A 22,975-nucleotide genomic window follows, 5' to 3' on the forward strand; every position below is an offset into this window, starting at 1 on the left:
AATTAAGGGCGGCACAGACGTTAGCGGAGGATATGGCCAAGAAAGACGGCGTCATAGAGATTGAGGGCTCGGTCAACGAAGCCCTGCCCAATGCGATGTTCCGCGTTGAGCTGGCCAACGGCCACATTGTGCTCGCACACATCTCGGGAAAGATGCGTCAACACTACATTCGCATCCTCCCCGGAGACCGCGTTGTGGTGGAACTTAGCCCGTACGACCTCACCCGGGGCCGTATCGTCTACCGCTACAAGTAACAACCAAGGCTCCGGCTTCCTCCCAGGAGGGGACCGGAGTTCAACCCTGCAACCACGCAAAGGAAAACCATGAAGGTCCAGCCGAGCGTCAAGCAGATCTGCGATAAGTGCAAGGTGATTCGCCGTAACGGCCGAGTCATGGTGATCTGCGAGAACCCGCGCCACAAGCAGCGCCAGGGCTAACAAGCGCTCTTTGTTCCGGCCCCAGGCCGCGGACGCGCCCAAGCCCACGCGTAGTAGTAATTGAATATGGCAGTACAGCGTCTGATACGCGTGACGCACACCCCCGGTACGGAGGCCGGGGACCTGGAAACAGGGACGTACTGCTTCAGACCTCCGGTAACACCAAAGGAGAACCGCCAATATGGCACGTCTCGCCGGCGTAGACATTCCCCGCGAAAAGCGGGTTGTCATTGCGCTTACCTACATCTACGGCGTGGGCAAGACCCGTGCAGAGCAGACCCTTGCCGAGACCGGCATTAGCCCGGATACTCGCGTCAAGGACCTCACCGATGCTGAACTCGTTCAGCTGCGTGACTACATCGAGGGCAACTTCAAGGTTGAGGGTGACCTCCGCCGCGAGGTAGCAGCCGACATCCGCCGCAAGGTTGAGATCGGCAGCTACCAGGGCATTCGCCACCGCCGCGGTATGCCTGTCCATGGCCAGCGCACCAAGACCAACGCTCGTACCCGCAAGGGCCCGAAGCGCACCGTTGCCGGTAAGAAGAAGGCCGGCCGCTAAATCTAGCGGTCTCCAGGCCAACGGCCTGCACAGCAGGTCACCTATTCCAAACTCTTTGTAGGAGAAGTAATGCCCCCCAAGACTCGTGGAGCGGTACGCAAGCCGCGTCGCAAGGATAAGAAGAATATCGCGCTGGGCCAGGCGCATATCAAGAGCACTTTTAACAACACCATCGTCTCCATCACGGACCCGACCGGTGCTGTTATCTCATGGGCTTCCGCCGGTGAGGTTGGCTTCAAGGGCTCCCGTAAGTCCACTCCCTTCGCTGCACAGATGGCTGCCGAAGCTGCTGCCAAGCGTGCACAGGAGCACGGCGTCCGCAAGGTCGACGTCTTCGTGAAGGGTCCGGGATCCGGCCGCGAAACCGCGATCCGTTCGCTGCAGGCCACCGGCCTGGAAGTTGGCACCATTCAGGATGTCACCCCGAGCGCACACAACGGCTGCCGTCCCCCGAAGCGCCGCCGCGTATAAGCAGCACTGCGGTTCCGGTTTCCTTCCGGCGGGCATTTCGCTTTTCGAAGCGGGTGTCCGCCGGAGGAGCCGGTCCAGGGCTGGCTGTTAGCCGTCCAAGACGCCCGCGGAAGACCCGTCGTCGTCGTTTCCACCATTTGTGTTGCGTCATATAGCGGACGCTCGCTGAAAGGAAATGCAAGTGCTCATTGCACAGCGCCCCACCCTCACTGAAGAAGTAGTAGCCGACAACCGGTCACGGTTCATCATCGAACCGCTGGAACCCGGCTTCGGTTACACGCTTGGCAACTCGCTTCGCCGTACGCTCCTTTCCTCCATCCCCGGTGCAGCTGTAACCAGCATCCGGATCGACGGAGTTCTGCATGAGTTCACCACCGTTCCGGGTGTTAAGGAGGATGTCACTGAGATCATCCTTAACGTCAAGAACCTCTCGGTGTCCTCCGAGCACGACGAGCCCGTCGTGGCCTACCTGCGCAAGCAGGGCCCCGGCGTCGTCACCGCCGCGGACATTGCTCCGCCGGCCGGTGTGGAGTTCCACAACCCGGATCTGCACATTGCCACCCTGAACTCGAAGGGCAAGTTCGAGCTCGAACTGACCATCGAGCGTGGACGTGGCTACGTTTCCGCTAGCCAGAACAAGTCCGGCGACCAGGAGATCGGCCGTATTCCGGTTGACTCCATCTACTCGCCGGTCCTGAAGGTGACCTTCCGCGTGGAAGCCACCCGTGTCGAGCAGCGCACCGACTTCGACCGCCTGATCGTCGACGTCGAAACCAAGGACGCCATTGCACCGCGCGACGCTGTCGCCTCTGCAGGCACCACCCTGGTTGAGCTTTTCGGCCTGGCACGTGAACTGAACACCGCAGCTGAAGGCATCGAAATTGGCCCGAGCCCGACGGATGCCGCACTGGCAGCCGACATGGCCCTGCCGATCGAGGACCTTGAGCTGACCGTGCGCTCCTACAACTGCCTCAAGCGCGAAGGCATCCACACCGTGGGTGAACTCGTTGCCCGCTCCGAGGCTGACCTGATGGACATTCGTAACTTCGGTGCGAAGTCCATCGACGAGGTGAAGGCAAAGCTGGTCGAACTGGGTCTGTCCCTGAAGGATTCCCCTCCCGGGTTTGATCTGGCCGCCCGCGCCGCAGCCATCGAAGAGGACGAGTCCGAGTTCTCGGACGACGAGCTCTAAACACGCAAAATCTTGCCGTAAGTGCCATGAGGTACTTCAGCGGCACCGTTTGAGGAGAAAAAGTAATGCCTACACCCACCAAGGGTAAGCGCCTCGGAGGCAGCCCGGCTCACCAGCGCCTGATGCTGGCGAACCTGGCAGCCCAGCTGTTCGAGCACAAGCAGATCACCACCACGGTGACCAAGGCCAAGCGCCTGCGCCCGTACGCCGAGCGCCTGATCACCTTCGCAAAGCGTGGAGACCTGTCTTCCCGCCGCCGCGTCCTGGCCCTGATCTCTGACAAGGGACTCGTTCACGAGCTCTTCACCGAGATCGCACCGGCTGTCGCCCAGCGCGACGGCGGTTACACCCGCATCACCAAGATCGGCAACCGCAAGGGCGACAACGCTCCCATGGCTGTCATCGAACTGGTGCTGGAACCGCTTTCCGCCAAGCAGTCTGTCGTAGCAGAAGCATCCACCGCTGCTGCTGCCGCAGCTCCGGCTCCGGTTGCCGAGTCCGCTGATTCTGCCGAGTCCGCTGACTCCGCAGAGTCTGCCGAGTCTGCTGACTCCGCCGATTCGGCCGAGTCCGCTGAGTCTGCTGACGAAGCTGCTGAGGAAACCGAAGAGAAGAAGTAATTCTCTGATTAGCCCGCTGTGCCCTTAATATTGGGGTATGACGATCGAGAGGCCCGCTGTCCCTAACCCGGACGGCGGGCCTCTTCGTATTCGCCTGGACCTTTCCTACGACGGCGGGCCGTTTGCAGGGTGGGCAACCCAGCCCGGGCTGCTGACTGTCCAGGGAACGCTGGAGACCGCCCTTGCCGTCTTGTTCCGGCGTCCGGTCCGTGTCACTGTGGCCGGCCGAACCGATGCGGGCGTCCACGCCCGTGGACAGGTGGTCCACTTCGATACCCCGGAAGACCAGTGGATAGCGCAGGCCCGCAGTACCGACCTCGAACCCGCCGAAGCCTTCCGGCGCAGGCTCCGGGGAGTCCTGAACCGCGAGCTGACGGTTCCGCTGAAGGAAGCCGGTCTCTCCAAGCGCACGGTTGAGGCCATGGCAGGGGCGATCGAGGTGCATCAGGCGTCCATAGCGCCCCGCGGTTTCGATGCCCGCTTCTCCGCCTTGTGGCGCCGCTACAGCTACCGCATTGCGGACCGGCAGCAGACCTGGGACCCGCTTCAGCGCAACGTCACCCTGTGGCACAAAACGACGCTGGATGAGGATGCGATGAATGAGGCAGCGCAGAGCGTGCTGGGCGTCCAGGATTTCCTGTCCTTCTGCAAACCCCGCATGGGTGCCACCACTATCCGGGAATTGCAGGAGTTCAACTTCTCCCGGCGCCCGGACGGGATCCTGGAAGCGCACCTGAAGGCGGATGCCTTTTGCCACAACATGGTCCGGTCCCTGATTGGAGGCGCCCTCCTGGTTGGAACGGGGGAGCGGAAGCCGGCCTGGCTGGCCGAGCGGATGTTTGCCCGGATTCGGGATTCAAACTCCAAGCTGGCCCCGCCGCATCCGCTGGTACTTGAAGAGGTGAAGTATCCCAGCGGTGCTGAGCTGGCCGCCCGAGCGGAAACGACACGGGCACTCAGAGGGTAGAATGGACTCCAGCAGCAGCGTGCCTGCCGGGACTTTTGACCTGACCCGGCAAGCAGGCTATTGTTTATAGTCGTTGTGCGTGTCCTACCTCGATAGGCCTATGCCCACGGGAGCGGCTCAGTTGCAGAGCCACCTGGCCCCGGGGAAATAGCCGAGATCTCAGGACCACTGGTTAATTCAGTCCTCACCTGACCATCCGGTAACGCATAGAGAAGCTGCACTGCGTATGGCATCCATGCGCGGCGCGCCACCTAAGAAGAAGAAACGAAGGCAAAAACCGTGCGTACGTACACCCCGAAGCCCGGCGACATCAACCGCCAGTGGCACGTCATTGACGCCACCGACGTTGTCCTAGGCCGTCTTGCCAGCCAGACCGCAACACTGCTGCGCGGAAAGCACAAGCCGACCTTTGCTCCCCACATGGACATGGGCGATTTCGTCATCATCATCAACGCTGAGAAGGTTGCCCTGACCGGCGCCAAGCTCGAACAGAAGCGTGCCTACCGCCACTCCGGTTTCCCGGGCGGCCTGTCCTCTGTCAACTATGCCGAACTGCTGGAAAAGAACCCGGTGCGTGCAGTTGAGAAGGCCATCCGCGGCATGCTGCCCAAGAACTCCCTCGCTGCACAGCAGATGGGCAAGCTGAAGGTATACAAGGGTGCCGAGCACCCGCATGCAGCCCAGCAGCCCAAGACCTTCGAAATCACCCAGGTCGCCCAGTAGTTCTGGCCCGCCAACTAAGAAATTAATTCAAGGAGAATCGTGGCTCAGAACACTGAAGAGCTCAATGAAAACACCGAGGAGCTCACCAGCTACACCTCGGAAACCCCTGACGCTGCCGAATCGGCAGTCAAGGAGCGCCCGGCACTGACCGTCGCAGGTTCGGCTGTTGGCCGCCGCAAGGAAGCAATCGCCCGCGTGCGTGTTGTCCCCGGCACCGGCAAGTGGATCGTCAACGGCCGCGAGCTGTCTGACTACTTCCCGAACAAGCTGCACCAGCAGGAAGTCAACGAGCCGTTCAAGCTCCTCGACCTGGACGGCGCATACGACGTCATCGCCCGTATCCACGGCGGCGGCGCTTCCGGCCAGGCCGGCGCACTGCGTCTCGGCGTTGCCCGCTCGCTGAACGAGATCGACCGCGAGAACAACCGCCCGGCCCTGAAGAAGGCCGGCTTCCTGACTCGTGACGCCCGCGTCATCGAGCGCAAGAAGGCAGGTCTCAAGAAGGCCCGCAAGGCACCTCAGTACTCCAAGCGCTAAAAAGCGCCTTCCCTTTGTGCTGCCGCTGGCGCGTCAGCACAAAGGGGCCCGCGGCGCTTTTCAGTGCTTGGCTCCACAAGCGCTGATCCAGCGTGGCTCGCAAACCCCCGGTCCTGCCGGGGGTTTTTGCGTATGGGTTGGCTCCACAAGCGCTAATCCAGGCACGGACGCTCAAAGCCCCCGGTTCTTACCGGGGGCTTTTTGCTTGCCAGGATTCGGTTGGGCGTGATTTAGACCGCCAGACTAGGCCATATTGCTCACAGCCGTATTCACGCCGGGATAGCGGTGTATCCCCTGGTTGTCACGTGCCAAGGGCCGCCGGGGAGCGTGTCCGATGACGCGCTTGCGGAGTTGGAAAACCCGGCACCAGCTCGAACGGAGGGAGCAGTAAACCCCCTAGCCAATGCCGGGTTCGATCATTGGAGCCCGAAAATGATCGGGAAACCGGGCTGCGTTCTGCCGCACCACGTTTCGCCGCAGGCGATACTGAGGTGGCAGAATAGGCCCGGGGGATGCGCCTGTGCACCCTGAACCGGGCTACTCATTCCCCGGCGACCACATGCTGTAAGGATTTTTTCTATGACACGACTGTTTGGTACCGACGGGGTTCGGGGCCTGGCCAACGGACTGATCACGGCTGAGGTTGCCCTGGGACTGGCGCAGGCCGCAGCAGTGGTTCTGGGACATCGGCAGGTGCCGGCCGGAAAGCGCCCGGTCGCAGTCGTGGCACGGGATCCGCGCATCAGCGGTGATTTCATTTCCGCGGCCATAGAAGCTGGACTCGCCAGCTCCGGCGTCGATGTTTATGACGCCGGGATCCTCCCGACACCAGCCGCCGCATACCTGGTCGCTGACCTTGAAGCAGACTTCGGCGTCATGATCTCTGCCTCCCACAACGCGGCGCCGGATAACGGGATCAAGTTCCTTGCCCGCGGCGGCCAGAAGCTCGACGACGCGCTTGAAGACGCCATTGAGGCTGAAATGGATGCCCCGAGCCTGCGCCCGACCGGTGCCGGAGTCGGCCGGATCAAACGCTTCGCCGATGCTGAAGACCGCTACGTTGTGCACCTTCTGCAGACACTGCCCAACCGGCTTGACGGCCTCAAAGTGGTGCTGGACTGCGCACACGGCGCAGCCAGCGGCTGCTCGCCGCAGGTATTCGCTGACGCCGGTGCGGAGGTCGTTGTCATTGGCGCCGAACCGGACGGAATCAACATCAATGACGGGTACGGCTCCACGCATCTGGCGCCGCTGCAGGCCGCAGTCCTGGAGCACGGCGCGGACCTCGGTATAGCGCACGACGGCGATGCTGACCGCTGCCTCGCTGTGGACGCCGAAGGCGGCATCGTGGACGGTGACCAGATCATGGCCATCATGGCCGTAGCCATGAAAGCGTCCGGAGAACTCAAGGATGACGCTCTCGTAGCCACTGTCATGAGCAACCTCGGTCTCAAGCTGGCGCTCCGGGAAGCCGGCATCAGCATCCGCGAAACCGGTGTGGGTGACCGTTACGTGCTGGAAGCCATGCGCGAGGGAGGCTACAGCCTCGGCGGGGAGCAGTCCGGCCACGTGATTTTCTCCCAGTACGCCACTACCGGCGACGGCGTCCTGACCGGACTCCAGCTCGCCGCCCAGGTGGCACGTACCGGCCGCAGCCTCAAACAGCTGGCCAGCATCATGGAGAAGCTGCCCCAGGTCCTTATCAACGTCAAGAACGTAGACAAGAACGCGGCAGCCAGCAACGAAGCCGTCCGCCAGGCAGTCATCGATGCCCAGGAGAAGCTTGGTGAAACCGGCCGGGTCCTGCTGCGTCCCTCGGGGACCGAACCCCTGGTGCGCGTGATGGTTGAAGCCGCAGACATGGACACCGCACAGAGTGTTGCAGCCAAGCTCGCGGCCGTGGTCGAAGCGAACCTCTCGCTGAAAGCCTCCGAAGGCGCAGGAGTCTAACTCCGCCGGGCCCCCGGCGGAGCTAGTGTTTGGGTCCGCCCGGTGCCTGCGCTGCTCCGTTCGGGGGCTGTGCAGTGAGCGCGTCCCGGATCTCAGTCAGCAGCATGACCTGGGGATCCGCGCTCTGTTCCGGGGTGATCCCCAGCCGGCGGTTCCGGCGTTCAATCATCTTGTTCATCGGCAGCACGATCGCGAAGTACACGGCCGCTGCCACGAGCAGGAAATTGACGACGGCGGTCAGCAGCACGCCGAACTGAATCTGGTTCCCGTTGAAGGTAACCACCGCAAAACTGTCGAAATTCGGCGAACCGACGAGTCCGGAGATGAACGGCATAAGCACTGAATTGACCAGGGCGTTCACAACAGTCGTAAACGCAGCGCCGATGATTACGGCGACCGCCAGGTCCAGGACGTTGCCCTTCATGATGAAGTCTTTGAATCCCTTTAGCATCTCGCCAGAGTAACCGCCCAGGGGTCCGCGGCGCCTCTCTCACCGAAGATTTCAGGTCTTGCGCAGCAACATGCGACGAACCGAGTGGTCCGCGTCCTTGGTGAGCACCAGCTGGGCACGGCCACGGGTGGGCAGGACGTTGGTAACGAGGTTCGGTTCGTTGATCCGCTTCCAGATGTCCAGGGCTGTCTGGCGTGCCTCGTGGTCCGTCAGCCCCGCGTAGCGGTGGAAGTAGGACGCAGGGTTGGCGAATGCGCCGCTGCGAAGCGACTGGAAACGCTGGACGTACCACTCCTCTATGTAGGAGGTCCGTGCGTCCACGTAAATCGAGAAGTCGAAGAAATCACTCAGTGCCAGGCCTGAGCGGCCGTCAGGGCGCGTCCGTGCCGGTGCGAGCACATTCAGGCCTTCCACAATCAGGACGTCGGGGCGGCGGACGACGATTTCCGAATCCGGAACAATGTCGTAAGTCAGGTGGGAGTAACGCGGCGCCCGGACTTCCTCGGCTCCGCTTTTCACCGCGCTGACGAAACGCAGCAGCCGGCGGCGGTCGTAGCTTTCCGGGAAACCCTTGCGTTCCATCAGTCCGCGGCGCTTCAGCTCGGCGTTCGGGTAGAGGAACCCGTCCGTTGTGATCAGCTCTACGTTGGGCGTGTCCGGCCAGCGGCGAAGCATTTCCCGCAGCACGCGCGCTGTGGTCGATTTCCCCACGGCGACCGATCCGGCGACGCCGATCACGAAGGGCGTGCGGGTGGTCTGTTCCCCGAGGAAGGTTGTGGTGGCACTGTGCAGCTTGCCCGCCGCTGCGACGTAAAGGTTCAGCAGCCGGGAGAGAGGCAGATAGACCTCACGCACCTCATCGAGGTTCAGCTGGTCGCCGAGACCGCGAAGCCGGGTGATGTCCTCCTGGTTGAGCGGGGACTCAATCTCATGGGACAGACGTGACCAGGTTTGCCGGTCCAGCTCAACGAAGGGAGTGAAGTTGGTCTCTTGGCCGTTGCCGGAAGATAGCTTCGGAGTTGGTTCGGTCACTCTAGGAATTGTGCACTGCCCGGGCAGGCAATCCAAACGCAGAAGAAGTTTGGACGGGAGGAGCGGTGGATGGCGTTTAGACCGGCAGCGACTGCTGCCGGTACGCTTAGGACCATGTGTGGAATCGTAGGTTATACCGGCCGCCCGGGCGCAGCCGCAGCAGTAGGCCACAGTGCCCTGGACGTTGTCATGGAAGGCCTCAAGCGGCTTGAATACCGCGGCTATGATTCAGCCGGCGTCGCCGTGCTTACTTCAGGACGTGTCGAGTCCCGCAAGAAGTCGGGCAAGCTGGCCAACCTCGTGGCTGTGCTGGAGGAAACGCCCCTGCCTGTGGCGACTACCGGCATCGGGCACACTCGCTGGGCGACCCATGGTGGACCGACCGACGGCAACGCACACCCGCACCTCGCAGATGGGGACAGGCTCGCTCTGATCCACAACGGGATCATCGAGAACTTCGCCGAGCTCAAGGAAGAGCTCCTGGCAGACGGAACAGTGTTCCGTTCAGAAACGGATACTGAAGTTGCTGCAGCGCTTCTGGGCCGTATCTACGCCGGCGACGGCGGCCAGGACCTGGCCCGCAGCATGCAGCTTGCCTGCCAGCGGCTCGAAGGTGCCTTCACCCTGCTGGCAGTCCATGCAGACTCTCCGGACACCGTTGTGGCCGCGCGCCGGAACTCCCCGCTCGTCGTCGGCCTTGGTGACGGGGAAAACTTCCTGGGCTCCGACGTGTCCGGGTTCATCGATTTCACCCGCCGCGCGGTGGAGCTCGGCCAGGACCAGATCGTCACCATCACCCCCGACACCGTCCAGATCACGGACTTCCAGGGCAACCCCGCCGAGGGTACCGAGTTTGAGGTGGACTGGGACGCCGCCGCTGCTGAAAAGGGCGGCTACGACTCCTTCATGGAAAAGGAGATCAACGACCAGCCCCAGGCCGTCGCCGATACCCTGCTGGGACGGTCGGACGCCGATGGACGGCTGACGCTGGATGAACTGCGCGTCAGCCCGGAAGAGCTGAAGTCCATCAACAAGATCATGGTGCTGGCCTGCGGAACCTCCGCCTACGCCGGCCAGGTGGCCAAGTACGCAATCGAACACTGGTGCCGGATCCCGGTTGAGGTGGAACTCAGCCACGAGTTCCGGTACCGCGATCCCATCGTTGATGCCAACACGCTGATCGTGGCAATCTCCCAGTCCGGTGAGACCATGGACACGCTGATGGCTGTCCGGTACGCCAAGGAGCAGGGCGCCAAGGTCATGGCGATCTGCAACACCAACGGATCCACGATCCCGCGCGAAGCAGACGCAGTCCTGTACACGCACGCCGGCCCCGAAATCGCTGTTGCGTCCACCAAGGCATTCCTGGCCCAGATCACTGCCACGTACCTGCTTGGCCTCTACCTGGCGCAGATCCGCGGCAACAAGTTCCAGGGTGAGATCAAGGACATCCTGGCGGACCTGGCCAAGGTTCCGGCCAAGATCCAGCAGGTCCTGGACAGCTCCGGGTCCATCAAGGAACTCGGCAACCTCATGGCAGGGACGTCCTCGGTTCTCTTCCTGGGCCGCCACGTGGGCTTCCCCGTTGCCATGGAGGGTGCGCTGAAGCTCAAGGAACTGGCGTACATCCACGCTGAAGGCTTCGCTGCCGGCGAGCTGAAGCACGGACCGATCGCCCTGATCGAAGAGGGCCAGCCCGTCTTCGTGGTGGTTCCTTCTCCCCGCGGCCGCGATTCACTGCACGCGAAGGTTGTTTCCAACATCCAGGAGATCCGCGCCCGCGGTGCCAAGACAATCGTCATCGCCGAAGAAGGCGACGACGCCGTCAAGGCCTACGCTGAGCACGTCTTCTATGTCCCGGAGTCGCCCACGCTGCTGGCTCCGCTGCTGACCACGGTTCCGCTGCAGATCTTCGCGTGCGCACTGGCTACGGCCAAGGGCTACGACGTCGATCAGCCGCGTAACCTGGCAAAGTCCGTAACCGTCGAATAAGCAGCAGCCAGAGACCTGGGGGAACACCGTGATTGTTGGTATTGGCGTGGACGTGGTGGACGTTCCGAGGTTTGGACGCCAGCTTGAACGCACCCCGGGCCTGCGGTCACGGCTGTTCGTCCCGGCCGAGCGCGAACTGAACCTGCGGTCGCTGGCCGCCCGGTTCGCTGCAAAGGAAGCTGTGGCCAAGGCACTCGGTGCTCCCGCCGGCATGAACTGGCAGCACTGCCAGATTGAACTCGACTCCGCCGGAGCGCCGCGGATTCGGGTAGAGGGCACAGTCGCGGCTGCCGCGGAAGCCCGCGGTGTCCGTACCTGGCACCTGTCCCTGAGCCATGACGGGGACCTGGCCACTGCCATGGTGGTCGCAGAGGGCTAGTCTGGTACGCATGATCAGTGCGTACTCCGGGACCACGGTCCGGGCTGCCGAGCGTCCGCTGCTGGATGCAGGGGCCGGCAGCGAACTCATGCAGCTGGCTGCCCACGGGCTCTACGCCGCCGCTGCACGGCTTCTGAAGGAACGCCGCGGACGGATTTACGGAGCCTCCACGGTGGTCCTGGCCGGTGCCGGCAACAATGGCGGCGATGCGCTGTATGCAGCGGCCCGCCTGCTTCGGCGGGGATCGTCGGCAACTGCCGTCCTCACGGCTTCTTCGGCCCATGAACAGGGACTTGAGGCCTTCAGGCGCCTGGGCGGTAGGGTCTTGGAGCTCAGTGCGGAGAACGCGTCTGAAACGGTGCGGCTGTGCCGCAGCGCGGACCTGGTACTCGACGGAATCCTGGGCACCGGAGGCAGGGGCGGCCTGCGGGGACCCGCCGCGGAATTGGCGGCGCTCCTTCCCGCACGCCTTCGGCGCGGGCAGTCTCCCGCCGTCGTCGCCTGCGACCTGCCCAGCGGCATTGATGCCGACACCGGCCAGACACCGGGGAAGCACTTACGGGCGGATGTGACCGTGACGTTCGGGGCGCTGAAAACCGGTCTGGCCGCTGGTCCCGGAGCAGAGGCAGCCGGGCGGATCGAACTCATAGACATTGGTATCACTGAGTATCTTGGCGCGCCCGAGGTGCAGCGCCTTGAGCTGCAGGACATAGCCGCACTGCTGGCCGAGCCGGTCCCCGGCGACCAGAAATACAGCAGGGGAGTGCTGGGCATCGCTGCGGGCTCAGAGACCTACCCGGGAGCAGCCGTGCTGGCTACCGGAGCTGCGCTGGCCACGGGCACCGGCATGGTGCGGTACCTCGGGGCCGAACCCGTTCGACGTTTGATCAACCAGGCACACCCTGAAGCCGTATGCGCGGACAGCACCGTCTCCCTGACGCACGTGCAGGCCTGGGTTGCCGGCCCCGGTGCGGGAACAGATGAGACCCAGCGGCGCCGGGCCGTGGACGCGATGGCTTCCGGACTCCCTTGCGTGATCGACGCCGATGCTCTCTCTGCTGTCGAACCCGGCCTTGGGCCACAGGTCATCCTGACCCCGCATGCCGGGGAAATGACCGCACTCCTGAACAGGCTGGGAGAAAGCGCGGACCGTGCGGGAATCGAGGCAGATCCCCTGAACTGGGTGCGCAGGACCGCCGCGCTTACCGGGGCCACGGTGTTGTTGAAAGGCTGGGCGACCCTGGTCGCGGCCCCCGGCGGCCCGGTCTACAGCCAGGCCGAAGCAACCCCCTGGCTGGCTACGGCCGGCAGCGGAGATACCCTTTCCGGCATCCTGGGGGCGCTCCTTTCCACGGCCCGAACGCAGTCTCCGGAGCCTGGGTACTACGCCCGGCTGGCCGCTGCGGCAGCCAGCATCCACGGGAGGGCCGGAGCCCTGGCTGCCAGCGACGGACCGGTGCAGCCCTCCCAGCTGCCGGCTGCGGTCCGGACAGTGGTGGCAGGCCTCGAAAGGTGGCGTCCCGGTTCCGTTGAAGCTGACATACTGTAGAAAAGTAAGCAGGCATAGTATTTTGCCTGCCACCCACAGCAGTCAGGAGCTTTTGAATGGAAGTCTGGCCCGGAGATGCCTACCCGCTGGGAGCCACCTATGACGGAAACGGCACCAACTTTGCTCTCTACAGTGAAGTCGCAGATTCGGTAAAGCTCTGCCTGTTCGACGACGACGGTACTGAGACCTGCATACCGCTTACCGAAGTCGACGGGTACGTCTGGCATTGCTATTTGCCGCATGTTGTTCCCGGCCAGAAGTACGGATACCGCGTTGACGGACCCTACGACCCGGCAAACGGCAACCGCTGCAATCCCAATAAGCTTCTGCTGGATCCGTATGCCAAGGCGGTGTCCGGCCAGGTCAACTGGGATCAGTCACTGTTCGGATACAACTTCGGCGACGAGGATTCCCGCAACGACGACGACTCCGCCGCCAACATGATGAAGGCAGTCGTGATCAACCCGTTCTTCGACTGGGACGGGGACCGCAGGCCGCGTGCCGAGTACCACCAGTCGGTGATCTACGAAGCACACGTCAAGGGCCTGACCCAGCAGCACCCTGAGGTCCCGGAGGAGCAGCGGGGAACCTACGCAGGCATTGCCCATCCGGCGGTGATCGCGCACCTCCAGAAACTCGGCATCACCACGCTTGAACTGATGCCCGTGCACCAGTTCGTCAATGACTCCACGCTGCAGGACCAGGGGCTGTCCAACTACTGGGGCTACAACACCATCGGGTTCTTTGCGCCGCAGAACACCTACAGCTCCACGGGGGACGACGGCCAGCAGGTCCAGGAGTTCAAAGCGATGGTGAAGGCCCTGCACCTGGCCGGCATCGAGGTCATCCTGGACGTCGTCTACAACCACACGGCGGAGGGCAACCAGCTGGGCCCCACACTGTCCTTCCGCGGAATCGACAACGCGGCGTACTACCGGTTGATGGAGGATGACCAGCGCTATTACATGGACTACACCGGTACCGGCAATTCGCTGAACGTCCGCAACCCGCACTCGCTGCAGCTGATCATGGATTCGCTGCGCTACTGGGTGACCGAAATGCATGTAGACGGCTTCCGCTTTGACCTCGCCTCTGCGCTGGCACGGGAGTTCTACGACGTCGACCGGCTCTCCAGCTTCTTTGAAATGGTGCAGCAGGACCCTGTGGTGTCTCAGGTGAAACTGATCGCCGAGCCGTGGGATATCGGTCCCGGCGGCTACCAGGTGGGGAACTTCCCGCCCCAGTGGACTGAATGGAACGGCAAGTACCGCGACACAGTGCGGGACTTTTGGCGGGGGGAACCATCCACCCTGGGCGAGTTTGCCTCCCGCATCACCGGCTCGGCGGACCTCTATGAATCCTCCGGGCGGCGCCCGGTGGCTTCCATCAACTTTGTCACCGCCCACGACGGATTCACTCTTCGCGACCTTGTCTCCTACAACGAGAAACACAACGAGGCCAACGGGGAAGACAACAACGACGGTGAATCCCACAACCGGTCCTGGAACTGCGGAGTCGAGGGGCCCACGGATGACCCTGAGGTCCTCTCCCTTCGGGCACGCCAGCAGCGCAACTTCCTGGCCACACTGCTCCTTTCCCAGGGTGTGCCGATGATCTCCCACGGAGACGAGCTCGGCCGAACGCAGCAGGGCAACAACAACGGCTACGCCCAGGACTCCGAGCTGACCTGGATTGACTGGGAACAGATGGACACACCCCTCATGGAGTTCACTGCCGCAGTCAACAAGCTGCGCGCGGAGCATCCCACGTTCCGCCGTCGCCGGTTCTTCGACGGCCGCCCCGCGGAGCGCGGGGAAGGGGACGTCCTGCCGGATATTGTCTGGCTGAACGAAGACGGAACGCCCATGCGGCCCGAGGACTGGGACAGCCAGCTGGGCCGCTCCCTCGGCGTTTTCCTGAACGGGGAAGGAATCCGCGGCAATGACCGCCGCGGGCAGCGCATCACCGACGCCGGCTTCCTGCTGTACTTCAACGCCGACGACGAGCCTGTGACAGTAACCCTGCCTCCGAAGGAGTACGGCACGCTGTGGGACAACGTCATCGACACCGCCGGTGCCGGGGCCGACGGTGAACCGGTTGGCGCTGACGGAAAGCTCCAGGTCGAGGCGAAGTCCCTCGTTGTGCTCCGCGAGCACCAGCAGGAGGAAGAAGACCACGACCACTCCGTGGCAGCTTCGCTGGCCGCCCTGGCGGGTGCGAAAACCCGGGAGGGCACCGTATGAGGACACCGCGCTCGACTTACAGGCTGCAGATCCATTCCGGCTTCACCCTGTATGACGCGGCAGCGCTGGTGCCGTACCTGCAGGACCTCGGAGTGGACTGGATCTACCTCTCCCCGCTGCTCACGGCGGAAGAAGGATCAACCCACGGCTACGACGTGACGGATCCCTCCTCCATTGATCCTGCACGCGGCGGCCCGGACGGTTTCCGTGCCCTGGCGGACGCTGCACATGCAGCGGGGATGGGCGTCCTCGTAGACATTGTTCCCAACCACATGGGCGTCGCCACGCCGCGCGCCAACCGCTGGTGGTGGTCCGTGCTGAAGGAGGGCCGCGGCTCACGTTACGCGGAGGCCTTCGATATTGACTGGGCCGCGGGCGGCGGCAGGCTTCGGCTGCCCGTGCTGGGGGACAACGCGGATGCCCTGGACGAGCTGCGCATCGAGGACGGTGAGCTTCGGTACTACGAGCAGGCGTTCCCCATCGCTGAAGGAACCGCCGGCCCCGGTGATACGGCCCGGGATGTACACGCCCGCCAGCACTACGAGCTGGTGAATTGGCGGCGCGCGGACAGCGAACTCAACTACCGCCGTTTCTTCGGGGTGAATACCCTGGCAGGAATCCGGGTGGAGGTGCCATGGGTGTTCGAGGAATCCCACGCCGAGATCCGCCGCTGGTTCGGCGAAGGCCTGGCCGACGGACTGAGGATTGACCATCCCGACGGGCTGGCAGACCCCGAAGGTTACCTGGAACAGCTCAGTGAGCTGACCGGCGGGGCCTACGTCCTTGTGGAGAAAATCCTGGAACCGGGAGAAAAGCTGCCCGGCAGCTGGCCAGTAGCCGGGACCACCGGGTATGACGCGCTCGCCGAGGTTGACCGGTTGTTCGTGGATCAGGCCGCGGCCGGGCTGCTCACCGAAGCTTCCGATGCAGAGCCCTACCGGCACATGATCCATGACACCAAGCGCGCGGTCGCCGACGGGCTGCTGCATTCGGAAGTCCAGCGCCTGGTGCGGCTGCTGCCCGCCGGGTCCGGTCTGGATACCGGCACAGCTGCAGACGCCCTCGCGGAGCTGCTGGCCTGTTTCCCGGTGTACCGCAGCTATCTTCCCGAAGGCGCCGGCTACCTTGAGGAAGCAGCCCTGAACGCCCGCGTTCGTCGTCCTGACCTGGACTCTGTCTTCGACGTGCTGGTGCCCCTGCTGCGTGGAAACACGCCGGACAGCCGGGACGGGCTCGGTGAACTTGCCGTGCGGTTCCAGCAGACCTCCGGGATGGTTATGGCCAAGGGCGTCGAGGACACCGCCTTCTACCGCTACACCAGGCTGACATCCCTGAACGAGGTTGGCGCGGACCCTTCCCTGTTTGCCCTGGAACCGCACGACCTGCACCTGGGGATGCTGGTCCGCCAGCAGGAAGCCCCGGATGCCATGACCACGCTCAGCACCCATGACACCAAGCGGAGTGAAGACACCCGGGCACGAATAAGTGTCCTGTCCGAGATGCCGCAGGAATGGACCGAGGCTGTTCTCCGGCTTGAGGAACTGCTGCCGCTGGGAGACCGCCCACTGGCCGACCTGATGTGGCAGGCGCTTTCCGGGACGTGGCCGCTGGACCGGGAAAGAGCCCATGCCTACGCCGAGAAAGCGGCGCGGGAAGCCGGGCAGAGCACCACATGGACAGCGCCGGACGAGGCTTTCGAGAAGCAGCTTCACTCTCTGGTGGACGGTGCCTTCGACCACCCGGAGGCAAACGCGATTCTGGAAACAATCGCAGAACGTATCAGCAGCGCCGGATTCTCCAACTCCCTTGGCGCCAAACTGGTTCAGCTGACCATGCCGGGTGTCCCGGACGTATACCAGGGGACCGAACTCTGGGACTATTCCCTTGTGGACCCGGATAACCGACGGCCGGTGGACTTTCAAACCCGTACGGCCCTTTCTGCCGCCTCGCCAGACTGGGCGGGGACCGGCAAGCTGCCCGGGATTGACCGGGCAGGTGAGGCAAAGTTCCTGGTGACCAGGGAAGCGCTGCGGCTGCGCCGGGACAGACCGGATCTCTTTTCCGGCTACTCGGCGCTGATAGCCAGCGGCCCGGCGGCTGGTCACTTCTTTGGCTTTGACCGAGGGGGCGCGATGACGCTGGTGACCCGGCTTCCGCTGGGGCTCGCCCGCGACGGCGGATGGCGGGGAACAACTGTGGCGCTGCCGCCCGGTTCCTACCGGGACAGGCTGACCGGCCGCACTTTCAGCGGCGGCGCTGCCCACGCTGATGAGCTTTTCGCTGTGTATCCCGTTGCCCTGCTGTCCCTCGAGGAGGAACGATGAGCACCAACTTTGATGTGTGGGCTCCGAACGCCGGCAACATGCGGCTTGTTGCCAACGGGCAGCAGCAGCAGATGACGCAGGGGACCGGCGGGTGGTGGCATGCGTCGGAGGCGGTGCCGGGTGACGTTGACTACGGCTACCTCCTCGACGACGCGACTGATCCAGTTCCCGACCCGCGCTCGAGGCGCCAGCCCGGAGGCGTGCACGGGCTGTCCCGGACTTTTGACGCCGCGGCCTTCCCCTGGACGGATTCGGCCTGGATCTCACCCGGGCTGACCGGAGGCGCGATCTACGAACTGCACATTGGCACCTTCACGCCCGAAGGAACGCTGGACTCCGCGGCGCAGAAACTGACGTACCTGGCGGACCTCGGTATCCAGTACATCGAGCTGATGCCGGTCAACGCCTTCAACGGCACCCATAACTGGGGCTACGACGGCGTGCTTTGGTACGCCGTGCAGGAATCCTACGGGGGACCGGCCGCCTATCAGCGGTTCGTTGACGCAGCGCATTCGCACGGAATCGGAGTCATCCAGGACGTCGTCTACAACCACCTGGGTCCCAGCGGCAATTACCTGAACCTTTTTGGTCCCTACCTTCATTCGGGGCGCGGCACCGGCTGGGGCGATGCGGTGAACCTGGATGGTCCGGACTCGGACGAGGTCCGCGCATATATCCTGGGCAACCTTGAAATGTGGTTCCGCGACTATCATGTGGACGGACTGAGGCTGGATGCGGTGCACGCACTGCAGGATGAGCGGGCCCTCCACATCCTCGAAGAAATGGCTGCGCTCACGGACGACCTCTCCGCAGACCTCGGCGGTGCACTGTTCCTGATAGCTGAATCCGACCTGAACAATCCGCGGCTGATAACTCCCCGAGACCTCAACGGCTACGGCCTTGCAGCGCAGTGGTCTGACGACTTCCACCACGCGGCCCACAGTAACCTGACCGGCGAAACTGACGGGTACTACGCGGACTTCGACTCCCTCGCTGCCGTGGCCAAGGTGCTGCAGGGCGGGTATTTCCACGACGGCGGGTTCTCGTCTTTCCGGGGCCGCAGCCACGGCCGGCCGCTGGACACAGCACTGCACTCGGCGCGACAGCTGGTGGTAGCCACACAAAACCACGACCAAGTGGGCAATCGTGCTGCCGGGGACAGGAATACTGCCACCCTGGGGAACCAGCAGCTGGCGCTCGCCGCGGTCCTGAACCTCGCGTCGTCCTGCACTCCCATGATCTTTATGGGCGAGGAATTCGGGGCGTCTACACCCTGGCAGTTCTTCACCTCCCATCCCGAGGAAGACCTGGGCAGGGCCACCGCTGAGGGCAGGCTTCAGGAGTTCGCGCGGATGGGATGGGACCCTGCAGCTGTCCCGGATCCCCAGGACACGGCCACCTTCCAGAATTCGAAACTCGACTGGTCAGAACTCACTGATGACCATCACGGAGAGCTGCTGCGGCTTTACCGCGATCTGCTGGCCCTGCGGAAATCCATGCCGGAGCTCACCGAGCCCGATTTCCGGAAGATCGACGTTGATTTTGACGAAGTCTCCCGCTGGCTCAGCATCCAGCGAGGGAAGGTGGTCGTGGCCCTGAACTTTGCCGACTCGCCGAGGGAACTGCCGCTTCCACTGCAGGGACCGGTCAAGGTCGCGCTCGAGACGGCGCCCTCGGTAATGTACGACGGCGCGATCCAGCTCCCCGGGTTTGGTGCGGCGATTGTCTCCGGTTCCTGAGCGCGCGGACACCCCGCCCGCATCCTCGATTCACCGCAGTACCGATGGCAGGATGGTGTCATGACTTACACCCCTGCTCCGGACCGCTATGACTCCATGCCCTACCGCCGCGTTGGACGCAGCGGACTGCAGCTGCCGGCTGTGTCGCTGGGCCTGTGGCACAACTTCGGTGATGACGTGCCGTTCGACAGGCAGCGCGCCATCCTGCGCCGGGCCTTCGACATGGGGGTGACCCACTTTGACCTGGCCAACAACTATGGTCCGCCGTTCGGAAGCGCTGAAACCAACTTCGGCCGGCACCTGAAGGACGACTTCCGGCCATTCCGGGATGAACTGATTATCTCGAGCAAGGCCGGCTATGACATGTGGCCCGGTCCTTACGGCAACTGGGGTTCGCGGAAGTACCTGCTGGCCAGCCTGGACCAGTCGCTGGAGCGGATGGGCCTGGACTACGTGGACATCTTCTACAGCCACCGGCCGGACCCCGAGACGCCGCTGGAAGAGACCATGGGAGCCCTGGATACGGCGGTCCGTTCCGGCAAAGCCCTTTACGCAGGCATTTCCTCCTACTCGGCCGAAAAGACGCTGGAGGCGGCGCGGATCCTGGGAGAGATGGGAACACCACTGCTGATCCACCAGCCGTCCTACTCCATGCTGAACCGGTGGGTGGAGCAGGGCGAACCGAACCTCCTCCAGGCGCTGGCCGAGACCGGCACCGGTTCAATCGCGTTCTCGCCGCTGGCCCAGGGCCTGCTCACGAACAAGTACCTGGGCGGGGTCCCGGAGAATTCACGTGCGGCTGCGGGCAAGTCGCTTGACCCCGCGCAGCTCTCGGAGGAGAACCTGGAACGGGTACGTGGACTCAACCGCATAGCGGAGGCCCGGAACCAGACCCTGGCCCAGATGGCCATCGCGTGGGTGCTGCGCCCGCAGCGGAACAGCTCGGTGACCTCGGCGCTGGTCGGCGCTTCCAGCGTCCGCCAGCTTGAAGACAGCGTCGGCGCGGTACAAAACCTTTCCTTCACGGACCAGGAACTTACGGACATCGACACGTTCGCCCAGGACTCGGACATCAATCTCTGGGCTGCTGCCCTGAAGGCCTGAGGAAATCCTTGGGGCTGAACATCCGCGAAGCGGAGCCCGGGGACTGGCCCGGGCTCTGGGAACTGATGGAACCAACTGTCCGCGCGGGCGAGACCTACTGCTGGGACCGGGACATGGAACAGGACGGGGCTCGGGAAACCTGGCTTGAGCCCCGTCCCGCCTATGTCTACGTCGCGGAGGAAGCCGGCAGGATCTTCGGCACCGCCCAGCTTCACCCAAACCGGGGCGGAGGCGGCAGCCATGTGGCGAACGCGTCCTTCATGACCGCTGCGGCTGCCACCGGACGCGGCGTTGCCCGGGCCCTGGCAGCTCATGTCCTGGAACAGGCTGCTGCCCAGGGCTACCTCGCCATGCAGTTCAACGCGGTGGTGGAGACCAATACCCGGGCGGTCGCCCTCTGGCAGTCACTGGGCTTCCAGATCCTGGCGACCGTTCCGCGTTCCTTTCGGCATCCTGTGCACGGCCTTACCGGCCTGCACATCATGCACAAGGACCTCGTCGACGGCGGCCGGTGATTCGTTGCCGGGCCGTCAGTGAAAGAATGGACCCGTGAATTACCTCGAAACTGTCCCTGCGGCGGAACGCAGCGCCGTCGTTGATCTTGCTGCTATCCGCCACAACGTCCGCCACCTCGCAGAAATCGCTAAGCCGGCCCGGCTCATGGCCGTCGTGAAAGCCGATGCCTACGGGCACGGTGCACTGGAGGTGGCCCGAGCAGCGCTCGACGCCGGTGCGGCATGGCTGGGAACTGCCCATATTTCCGAGGCACTGGCGCTGCGGACAGCAGGAATCACTGCTCCTATCGTGGCCTGGCTCCACACCGCGGACAGCGACTTCTCCGCCGCGGTAGCCGCGAACATAGACATTGGGGTGTCCGGCTGGGAACTTGACGCTGTAGTTGCCGCTGCCCGGGAACTCGAAGTCCCGGCCCGGGTCCATTTGAAGATTGATACCGGGCTCGGGCGCAACGGCTGCCCCGAAGAACTGTGGGAGTCCTTCGTGGGAGAGGCGCTGGCCTGGCAGGAAGAGGGACTGCTGCGCGTCGTCGGAATCTTCTCCCACCTGGCCGTGGCAGATGAGCCGCGCCGGACGGAAACCGACCAGCAGCTGCGGAAGTTCCGTGATGCCGTGGCCGTGGCGGAGGACGCCGGAGTCGACCACGAGGTCCGGCACATCGCCAACACCCCTGCCGTACTCTCACGGCCGGATTCGCACTTTGACCTGGTGCGGGTGGGGCTGGGCATGTACGGACTCTCCCCGTTCCCAGGACAGAGCGCGGCAGAGCTGGGGCTGATCCCGGCCATGACACTGAAGACAAGAATCGCCAACTGCAAGGAAGTACCAGCCGGACAGGGCGTGTCCTACGGGCTGCACTACCGGACAGCGGCACCAACGACCCTGGCACTGGTGCCTGTCGGCTATGCCGACGGCATCCCGCGGGTTGCCACCGGAGGCCCCGTGATGGTGAACGGGGAAGTGTTCCCGGTAGTCGGGCGCATTGCCATGGACCAGATGGTCATTGATCTGGGCCGCACCGGGATTGCAGGAACGGCTGAGTCTTTCCTGGGGAAGGAAGCGGTGCTTTTCGGAGCTGCCGGCGCACCCAGCGTGGACGAATGGGCGCAGGCCGCGGGTTCCATCAACTACGAGATCATTACCAGGATCAGCGGCCGGGTGACCCGCAGCTATGTGGACTCGGAGGCCGGCAGTGCTGACGTTTCCCTCGACGCGGACTCCGAGGCAGTACTGCCGTGAGTGCTGACGCCGCAGCTCCGGCCTGGGAGCACGAATACCGTACCTCCAGCGCTGCGCAGACCCGGGAACTGGCCCGCACACTCGGCGGTGCGCTGCGGGCAGGAGACCTGCTGCTCCTGACGGGAGAGCTGGGTGCTGGGAAGACCACTTTCACCCAGGGTCTGGGCGAAGGCCTGGGTGTACGGGCAGGGATCATTTCCCCCACATTTGTCCTGGTGCGCATTCATCCAGCGCTGGGCACCGGACCGGACCTGGTACACGTAGACGCCTATCGGCTGGGTTCACCGGCGGAAATCGACGACATCGATCTGGAGAACACCATGGACACAGCCGTAACGGTGGTGGAGTGGGGACACGGACTCGTTGAGCATCTCTCTGAGAGCCGGCTTGAAATCACCCTGCTGCGTGCCACCGGGGGAGCATCGGGTGCAACCGGTGAACTGGTCACGGACTTCTCAGCGGAGGACGACGACGAGGAGCGGACCATCCGGATCGCCGGGTATGGTCCGCGCTGGGCTGAGGCGCCCGTGCCGGCTCCCTAACCCGGGCATGGGCAATGGGGAGTTCTCCCCATCGCGGGTGCAGCCGGGCGCAGATACGATAACCGGAACCGGACAGCGCTTTGGGGGAGGGTATGGTCAGCTGGGACATTGACCTGGCAGCAGCACGATCGGTGGTGAACCGCACCGCCGACGAGGCCGCCAGCTTAGCCGATGCGGCGAGAAGCCTTCAGGAGGCGGCGGAGGGGGCGCAGGCTGCTGCAAGAAGCGCTGTGGTCGGGGATGCACTGAAGGCGGCGTACGAGGAATACGCCGGACTGTTGATCGCTAACGCCAGGAAGCGGGCCGAGACCTCCTGCACGTCTCTTCACCAGGCACTGGACGCCTACCAGAATGCAGACTTTGATATGGCGGCGCGCGCCCAGGCAAACGCTGCGGCGGCGGGATGAAG

General features: G+C 63.8%; 23 protein-coding genes. 21 read left to right on the forward strand and 2 right to left on the reverse strand.

The features are described from left to right. The first annotated feature begins 32 nt into the window (after positions 1-32). From infA to glmM, 10 genes are all read left to right on the forward strand, one after another. The gene (gene infA, locus AO716_RS02525) at positions 33-254 is read left to right on the forward strand and encodes a translation initiation factor IF-1 (RefSeq protein ID WP_055239372.1); all 222 of its coding nucleotides are present in this window, start codon (positions 33-35) and stop codon (positions 252-254) included. A 69-nt stretch (positions 255-323) separates the two neighbouring features. Next, positions 324-437, forward strand: a complete 114-nt coding sequence (gene rpmJ, locus AO716_RS02530; protein ID WP_012397712.1) for a 50S ribosomal protein L36 — start codon at positions 324-326, stop codon at positions 435-437. Between the two features lie 181 nt (positions 438-618). Further along, positions 619-996 (forward strand): 30S ribosomal protein S13, encoded by a 378-nt coding sequence (rpsM, locus tag AO716_RS02535; RefSeq protein WP_055239373.1) that lies wholly within the window; start codon positions 619-621, stop codon positions 994-996. A 69-nt stretch (positions 997-1,065) separates the two neighbouring features. After that, positions 1,066-1,467 carry a 30S ribosomal protein S11 gene (gene rpsK, locus AO716_RS02540; RefSeq protein ID WP_055239374.1) on the forward strand — a complete coding sequence of 134 codons (402 nt, stop codon included), beginning with the start codon at positions 1,066-1,068 and terminating at the stop codon, positions 1,465-1,467. 181 nt (positions 1,468-1,648) lie between these two features. Next, the gene (locus AO716_RS02545; protein ID WP_055239375.1) at positions 1,649-2,659 is read left to right on the forward strand and encodes a DNA-directed RNA polymerase subunit alpha; all 1,011 of its coding nucleotides are present in this window, start codon (positions 1,649-1,651) and stop codon (positions 2,657-2,659) included. A 65-nt stretch (positions 2,660-2,724) separates the two neighbouring features. Beyond that, positions 2,725-3,279, forward strand: a complete 555-nt coding sequence (gene rplQ, locus AO716_RS02550) for a 50S ribosomal protein L17 (protein ID WP_055239376.1) — start codon at positions 2,725-2,727, stop codon at positions 3,277-3,279. Between the two features lie 37 nt (positions 3,280-3,316). Continuing rightward, the gene (locus tag AO716_RS02555; protein WP_055239377.1) at positions 3,317-4,246 is read left to right on the forward strand and encodes a tRNA pseudouridine synthase A; all 930 of its coding nucleotides are present in this window, start codon (positions 3,317-3,319) and stop codon (positions 4,244-4,246) included. Positions 4,247-4,525: 279 nt separating this feature from the next. After that, positions 4,526-4,969, forward strand: coding sequence for a 50S ribosomal protein L13 (gene rplM, locus AO716_RS02560; protein ID WP_055239378.1), 444 nt, complete (start codon positions 4,526-4,528; stop codon positions 4,967-4,969). 39 nt (positions 4,970-5,008) lie between these two features. Further along, a complete protein-coding gene (gene rpsI, locus AO716_RS02565) occupies positions 5,009-5,506 on the forward strand; it encodes a 30S ribosomal protein S9 (RefSeq protein ID WP_055239379.1) in 498 nt (165 codons plus the stop codon). 579 nt (positions 5,507-6,085) lie between these two features. Next, positions 6,086-7,456, forward strand: a complete 1,371-nt coding sequence (gene glmM / locus AO716_RS02570; RefSeq protein WP_055239380.1) for a phosphoglucosamine mutase — start codon at positions 6,086-6,088, stop codon at positions 7,454-7,456. Between the two features lie 22 nt (positions 7,457-7,478). Here the strand turns inward: glmM and mscL are convergent, their stop codons facing one another. Continuing rightward, a complete protein-coding gene (mscL, locus tag AO716_RS02575; RefSeq protein ID WP_055239381.1) occupies positions 7,479-7,907 on the reverse strand; it encodes a large conductance mechanosensitive channel protein MscL in 429 nt (142 codons plus the stop codon). A gap of 51 nt (positions 7,908-7,958) precedes the next feature. Beyond that, positions 7,959-8,939, reverse strand: a complete 981-nt coding sequence (gene coaA, locus AO716_RS02580; protein ID WP_082413256.1) for a type I pantothenate kinase — start codon at positions 8,937-8,939, stop codon at positions 7,959-7,961. 114 nt (positions 8,940-9,053) lie between these two features. Between coaA and glmS the strand changes: the two genes are divergently transcribed. The 11 genes from glmS to AO716_RS02635 all read left to right on the forward strand — a co-directional run bounded on the left by glmS (position 9,054) and on the right by AO716_RS02635 (position 22,973). Continuing rightward, positions 9,054-10,931 carry a glutamine--fructose-6-phosphate transaminase (isomerizing) gene (glmS, locus tag AO716_RS02585; RefSeq protein WP_055239382.1) on the forward strand — a complete coding sequence of 626 codons (1,878 nt, stop codon included), beginning with the start codon at positions 9,054-9,056 and terminating at the stop codon, positions 10,929-10,931. Positions 10,932-10,959: 28 nt separating this feature from the next. Beyond that, positions 10,960-11,310: a holo-ACP synthase gene (locus AO716_RS02590; RefSeq protein WP_055239383.1), complete on the forward strand. Its 351-nt coding sequence runs from the start codon at positions 10,960-10,962 to the stop codon at positions 11,308-11,310. Between the two features lie 10 nt (positions 11,311-11,320). After that, positions 11,321-12,859, forward strand: a complete 1,539-nt coding sequence (locus tag AO716_RS02595; RefSeq protein WP_055239384.1) for an NAD(P)H-hydrate epimerase — start codon at positions 11,321-11,323, stop codon at positions 12,857-12,859. A gap of 56 nt (positions 12,860-12,915) precedes the next feature. Then, positions 12,916-15,102: a glycogen debranching protein GlgX gene (glgX, locus tag AO716_RS02600; RefSeq protein ID WP_055239385.1), complete on the forward strand. Its 2,187-nt coding sequence runs from the start codon at positions 12,916-12,918 to the stop codon at positions 15,100-15,102. Then, positions 15,099-17,426: a malto-oligosyltrehalose synthase gene (gene treY / locus AO716_RS02605; protein ID WP_055239386.1), complete on the forward strand. Its 2,328-nt coding sequence runs from the start codon at positions 15,099-15,101 to the stop codon at positions 17,424-17,426. The genes glgX and treY overlap by 4 nt, the downstream gene beginning before the upstream one ends. After that, positions 17,423-19,165, forward strand: a complete 1,743-nt coding sequence (gene treZ, locus AO716_RS02610; protein WP_055239387.1) for a malto-oligosyltrehalose trehalohydrolase — start codon at positions 17,423-17,425, stop codon at positions 19,163-19,165. The genes treY and treZ overlap by 4 nt, the downstream gene beginning before the upstream one ends. A 60-nt stretch (positions 19,166-19,225) precedes the next feature. Beyond that, positions 19,226-20,269 carry an L-glyceraldehyde 3-phosphate reductase gene (gene mgrA, locus AO716_RS02615; protein WP_055239388.1) on the forward strand — a complete coding sequence of 348 codons (1,044 nt, stop codon included), beginning with the start codon at positions 19,226-19,228 and terminating at the stop codon, positions 20,267-20,269. A gap of 8 nt (positions 20,270-20,277) precedes the next feature. Then, positions 20,278-20,784, forward strand: coding sequence for a GNAT family N-acetyltransferase (locus tag AO716_RS02620; protein ID WP_268753544.1), 507 nt, complete (start codon positions 20,278-20,280; stop codon positions 20,782-20,784). A gap of 34 nt (positions 20,785-20,818) precedes the next feature. Then, complete coding sequence (gene alr, locus AO716_RS02625) at positions 20,819-22,024, forward strand: alanine racemase (protein ID WP_055239390.1); 1,206 nt, start codon at positions 20,819-20,821, stop codon at positions 22,022-22,024. Then, complete coding sequence (gene tsaE, locus AO716_RS02630) at positions 22,021-22,566, forward strand: tRNA (adenosine(37)-N6)-threonylcarbamoyltransferase complex ATPase subunit type 1 TsaE (protein ID WP_055239391.1); 546 nt, start codon at positions 22,021-22,023, stop codon at positions 22,564-22,566. The genes alr and tsaE overlap by 4 nt, the downstream gene beginning before the upstream one ends. Positions 22,567-22,658: 92 nt before the next feature. Further along, positions 22,659-22,973, forward strand: a complete 315-nt coding sequence (locus AO716_RS02635; protein ID WP_055239392.1) for a DUF6507 family protein — start codon at positions 22,659-22,661, stop codon at positions 22,971-22,973. The last annotated feature ends 2 nt before the right edge of the window (positions 22,974-22,975 follow it).

Source organism: Arthrobacter sp. Edens01, assembly GCF_001307035.1.
In the GTDB taxonomy this organism is placed as follows: domain Bacteria; phylum Actinomycetota; class Actinomycetes; order Actinomycetales; family Micrococcaceae; genus Arthrobacter_B.

Excerpts from the sequence above, each read along its gene's own strand:
- glmM (WP_055239380.1), top strand. The coding sequence starts at position 6,086 with ATGACACGACTGTTTGGTACCGACGGGGTTCGGGGCCTGGCCAACGGA.
- treZ (WP_055239387.1), top strand. The coding sequence starts at position 17,423 with ATGAGCACCAACTTTGATGTGTGGGCTCCGAACGCCGGCAACATGCGG.
- treY (WP_055239386.1), top strand. The coding sequence starts at position 15,099 with ATGAGGACACCGCGCTCGACTTACAGGCTGCAGATCCATTCCGGCTTC.
- glgX (WP_055239385.1), top strand. The coding sequence starts at position 12,916 with ATGGAAGTCTGGCCCGGAGATGCCTACCCGCTGGGAGCCACCTATGAC.
- mscL (WP_055239381.1), bottom strand. The coding sequence starts at position 7,907 with ATGCTAAAGGGATTCAAAGACTTCATCATGAAGGGCAACGTCCTGGAC.
- rpsM (WP_055239373.1), top strand. The coding sequence starts at position 619 with ATGGCACGTCTCGCCGGCGTAGACATTCCCCGCGAAAAGCGGGTTGTC.
- rpsK (WP_055239374.1), top strand. The coding sequence starts at position 1,066 with ATGCCCCCCAAGACTCGTGGAGCGGTACGCAAGCCGCGTCGCAAGGAT.
- rpmJ (WP_012397712.1), top strand. The coding sequence starts at position 324 with ATGAAGGTCCAGCCGAGCGTCAAGCAGATCTGCGATAAGTGCAAGGTG.
- rplQ (WP_055239376.1), top strand. The coding sequence starts at position 2,725 with ATGCCTACACCCACCAAGGGTAAGCGCCTCGGAGGCAGCCCGGCTCAC.
- AO716_RS02555 (WP_055239377.1), top strand. The coding sequence starts at position 3,317 with ATGACGATCGAGAGGCCCGCTGTCCCTAACCCGGACGGCGGGCCTCTT.
- mgrA (WP_055239388.1), top strand. The coding sequence starts at position 19,226 with ATGACTTACACCCCTGCTCCGGACCGCTATGACTCCATGCCCTACCGC.
- AO716_RS02635 (WP_055239392.1), top strand. The coding sequence starts at position 22,659 with ATGGTCAGCTGGGACATTGACCTGGCAGCAGCACGATCGGTGGTGAAC.
- AO716_RS02595 (WP_055239384.1), top strand. The coding sequence starts at position 11,321 with ATGATCAGTGCGTACTCCGGGACCACGGTCCGGGCTGCCGAGCGTCCG.
- infA (WP_055239372.1), top strand. The coding sequence starts at position 33 with ATGGCCAAGAAAGACGGCGTCATAGAGATTGAGGGCTCGGTCAACGAA.
- glmS (WP_055239382.1), top strand. The coding sequence starts at position 9,054 with ATGTGTGGAATCGTAGGTTATACCGGCCGCCCGGGCGCAGCCGCAGCA.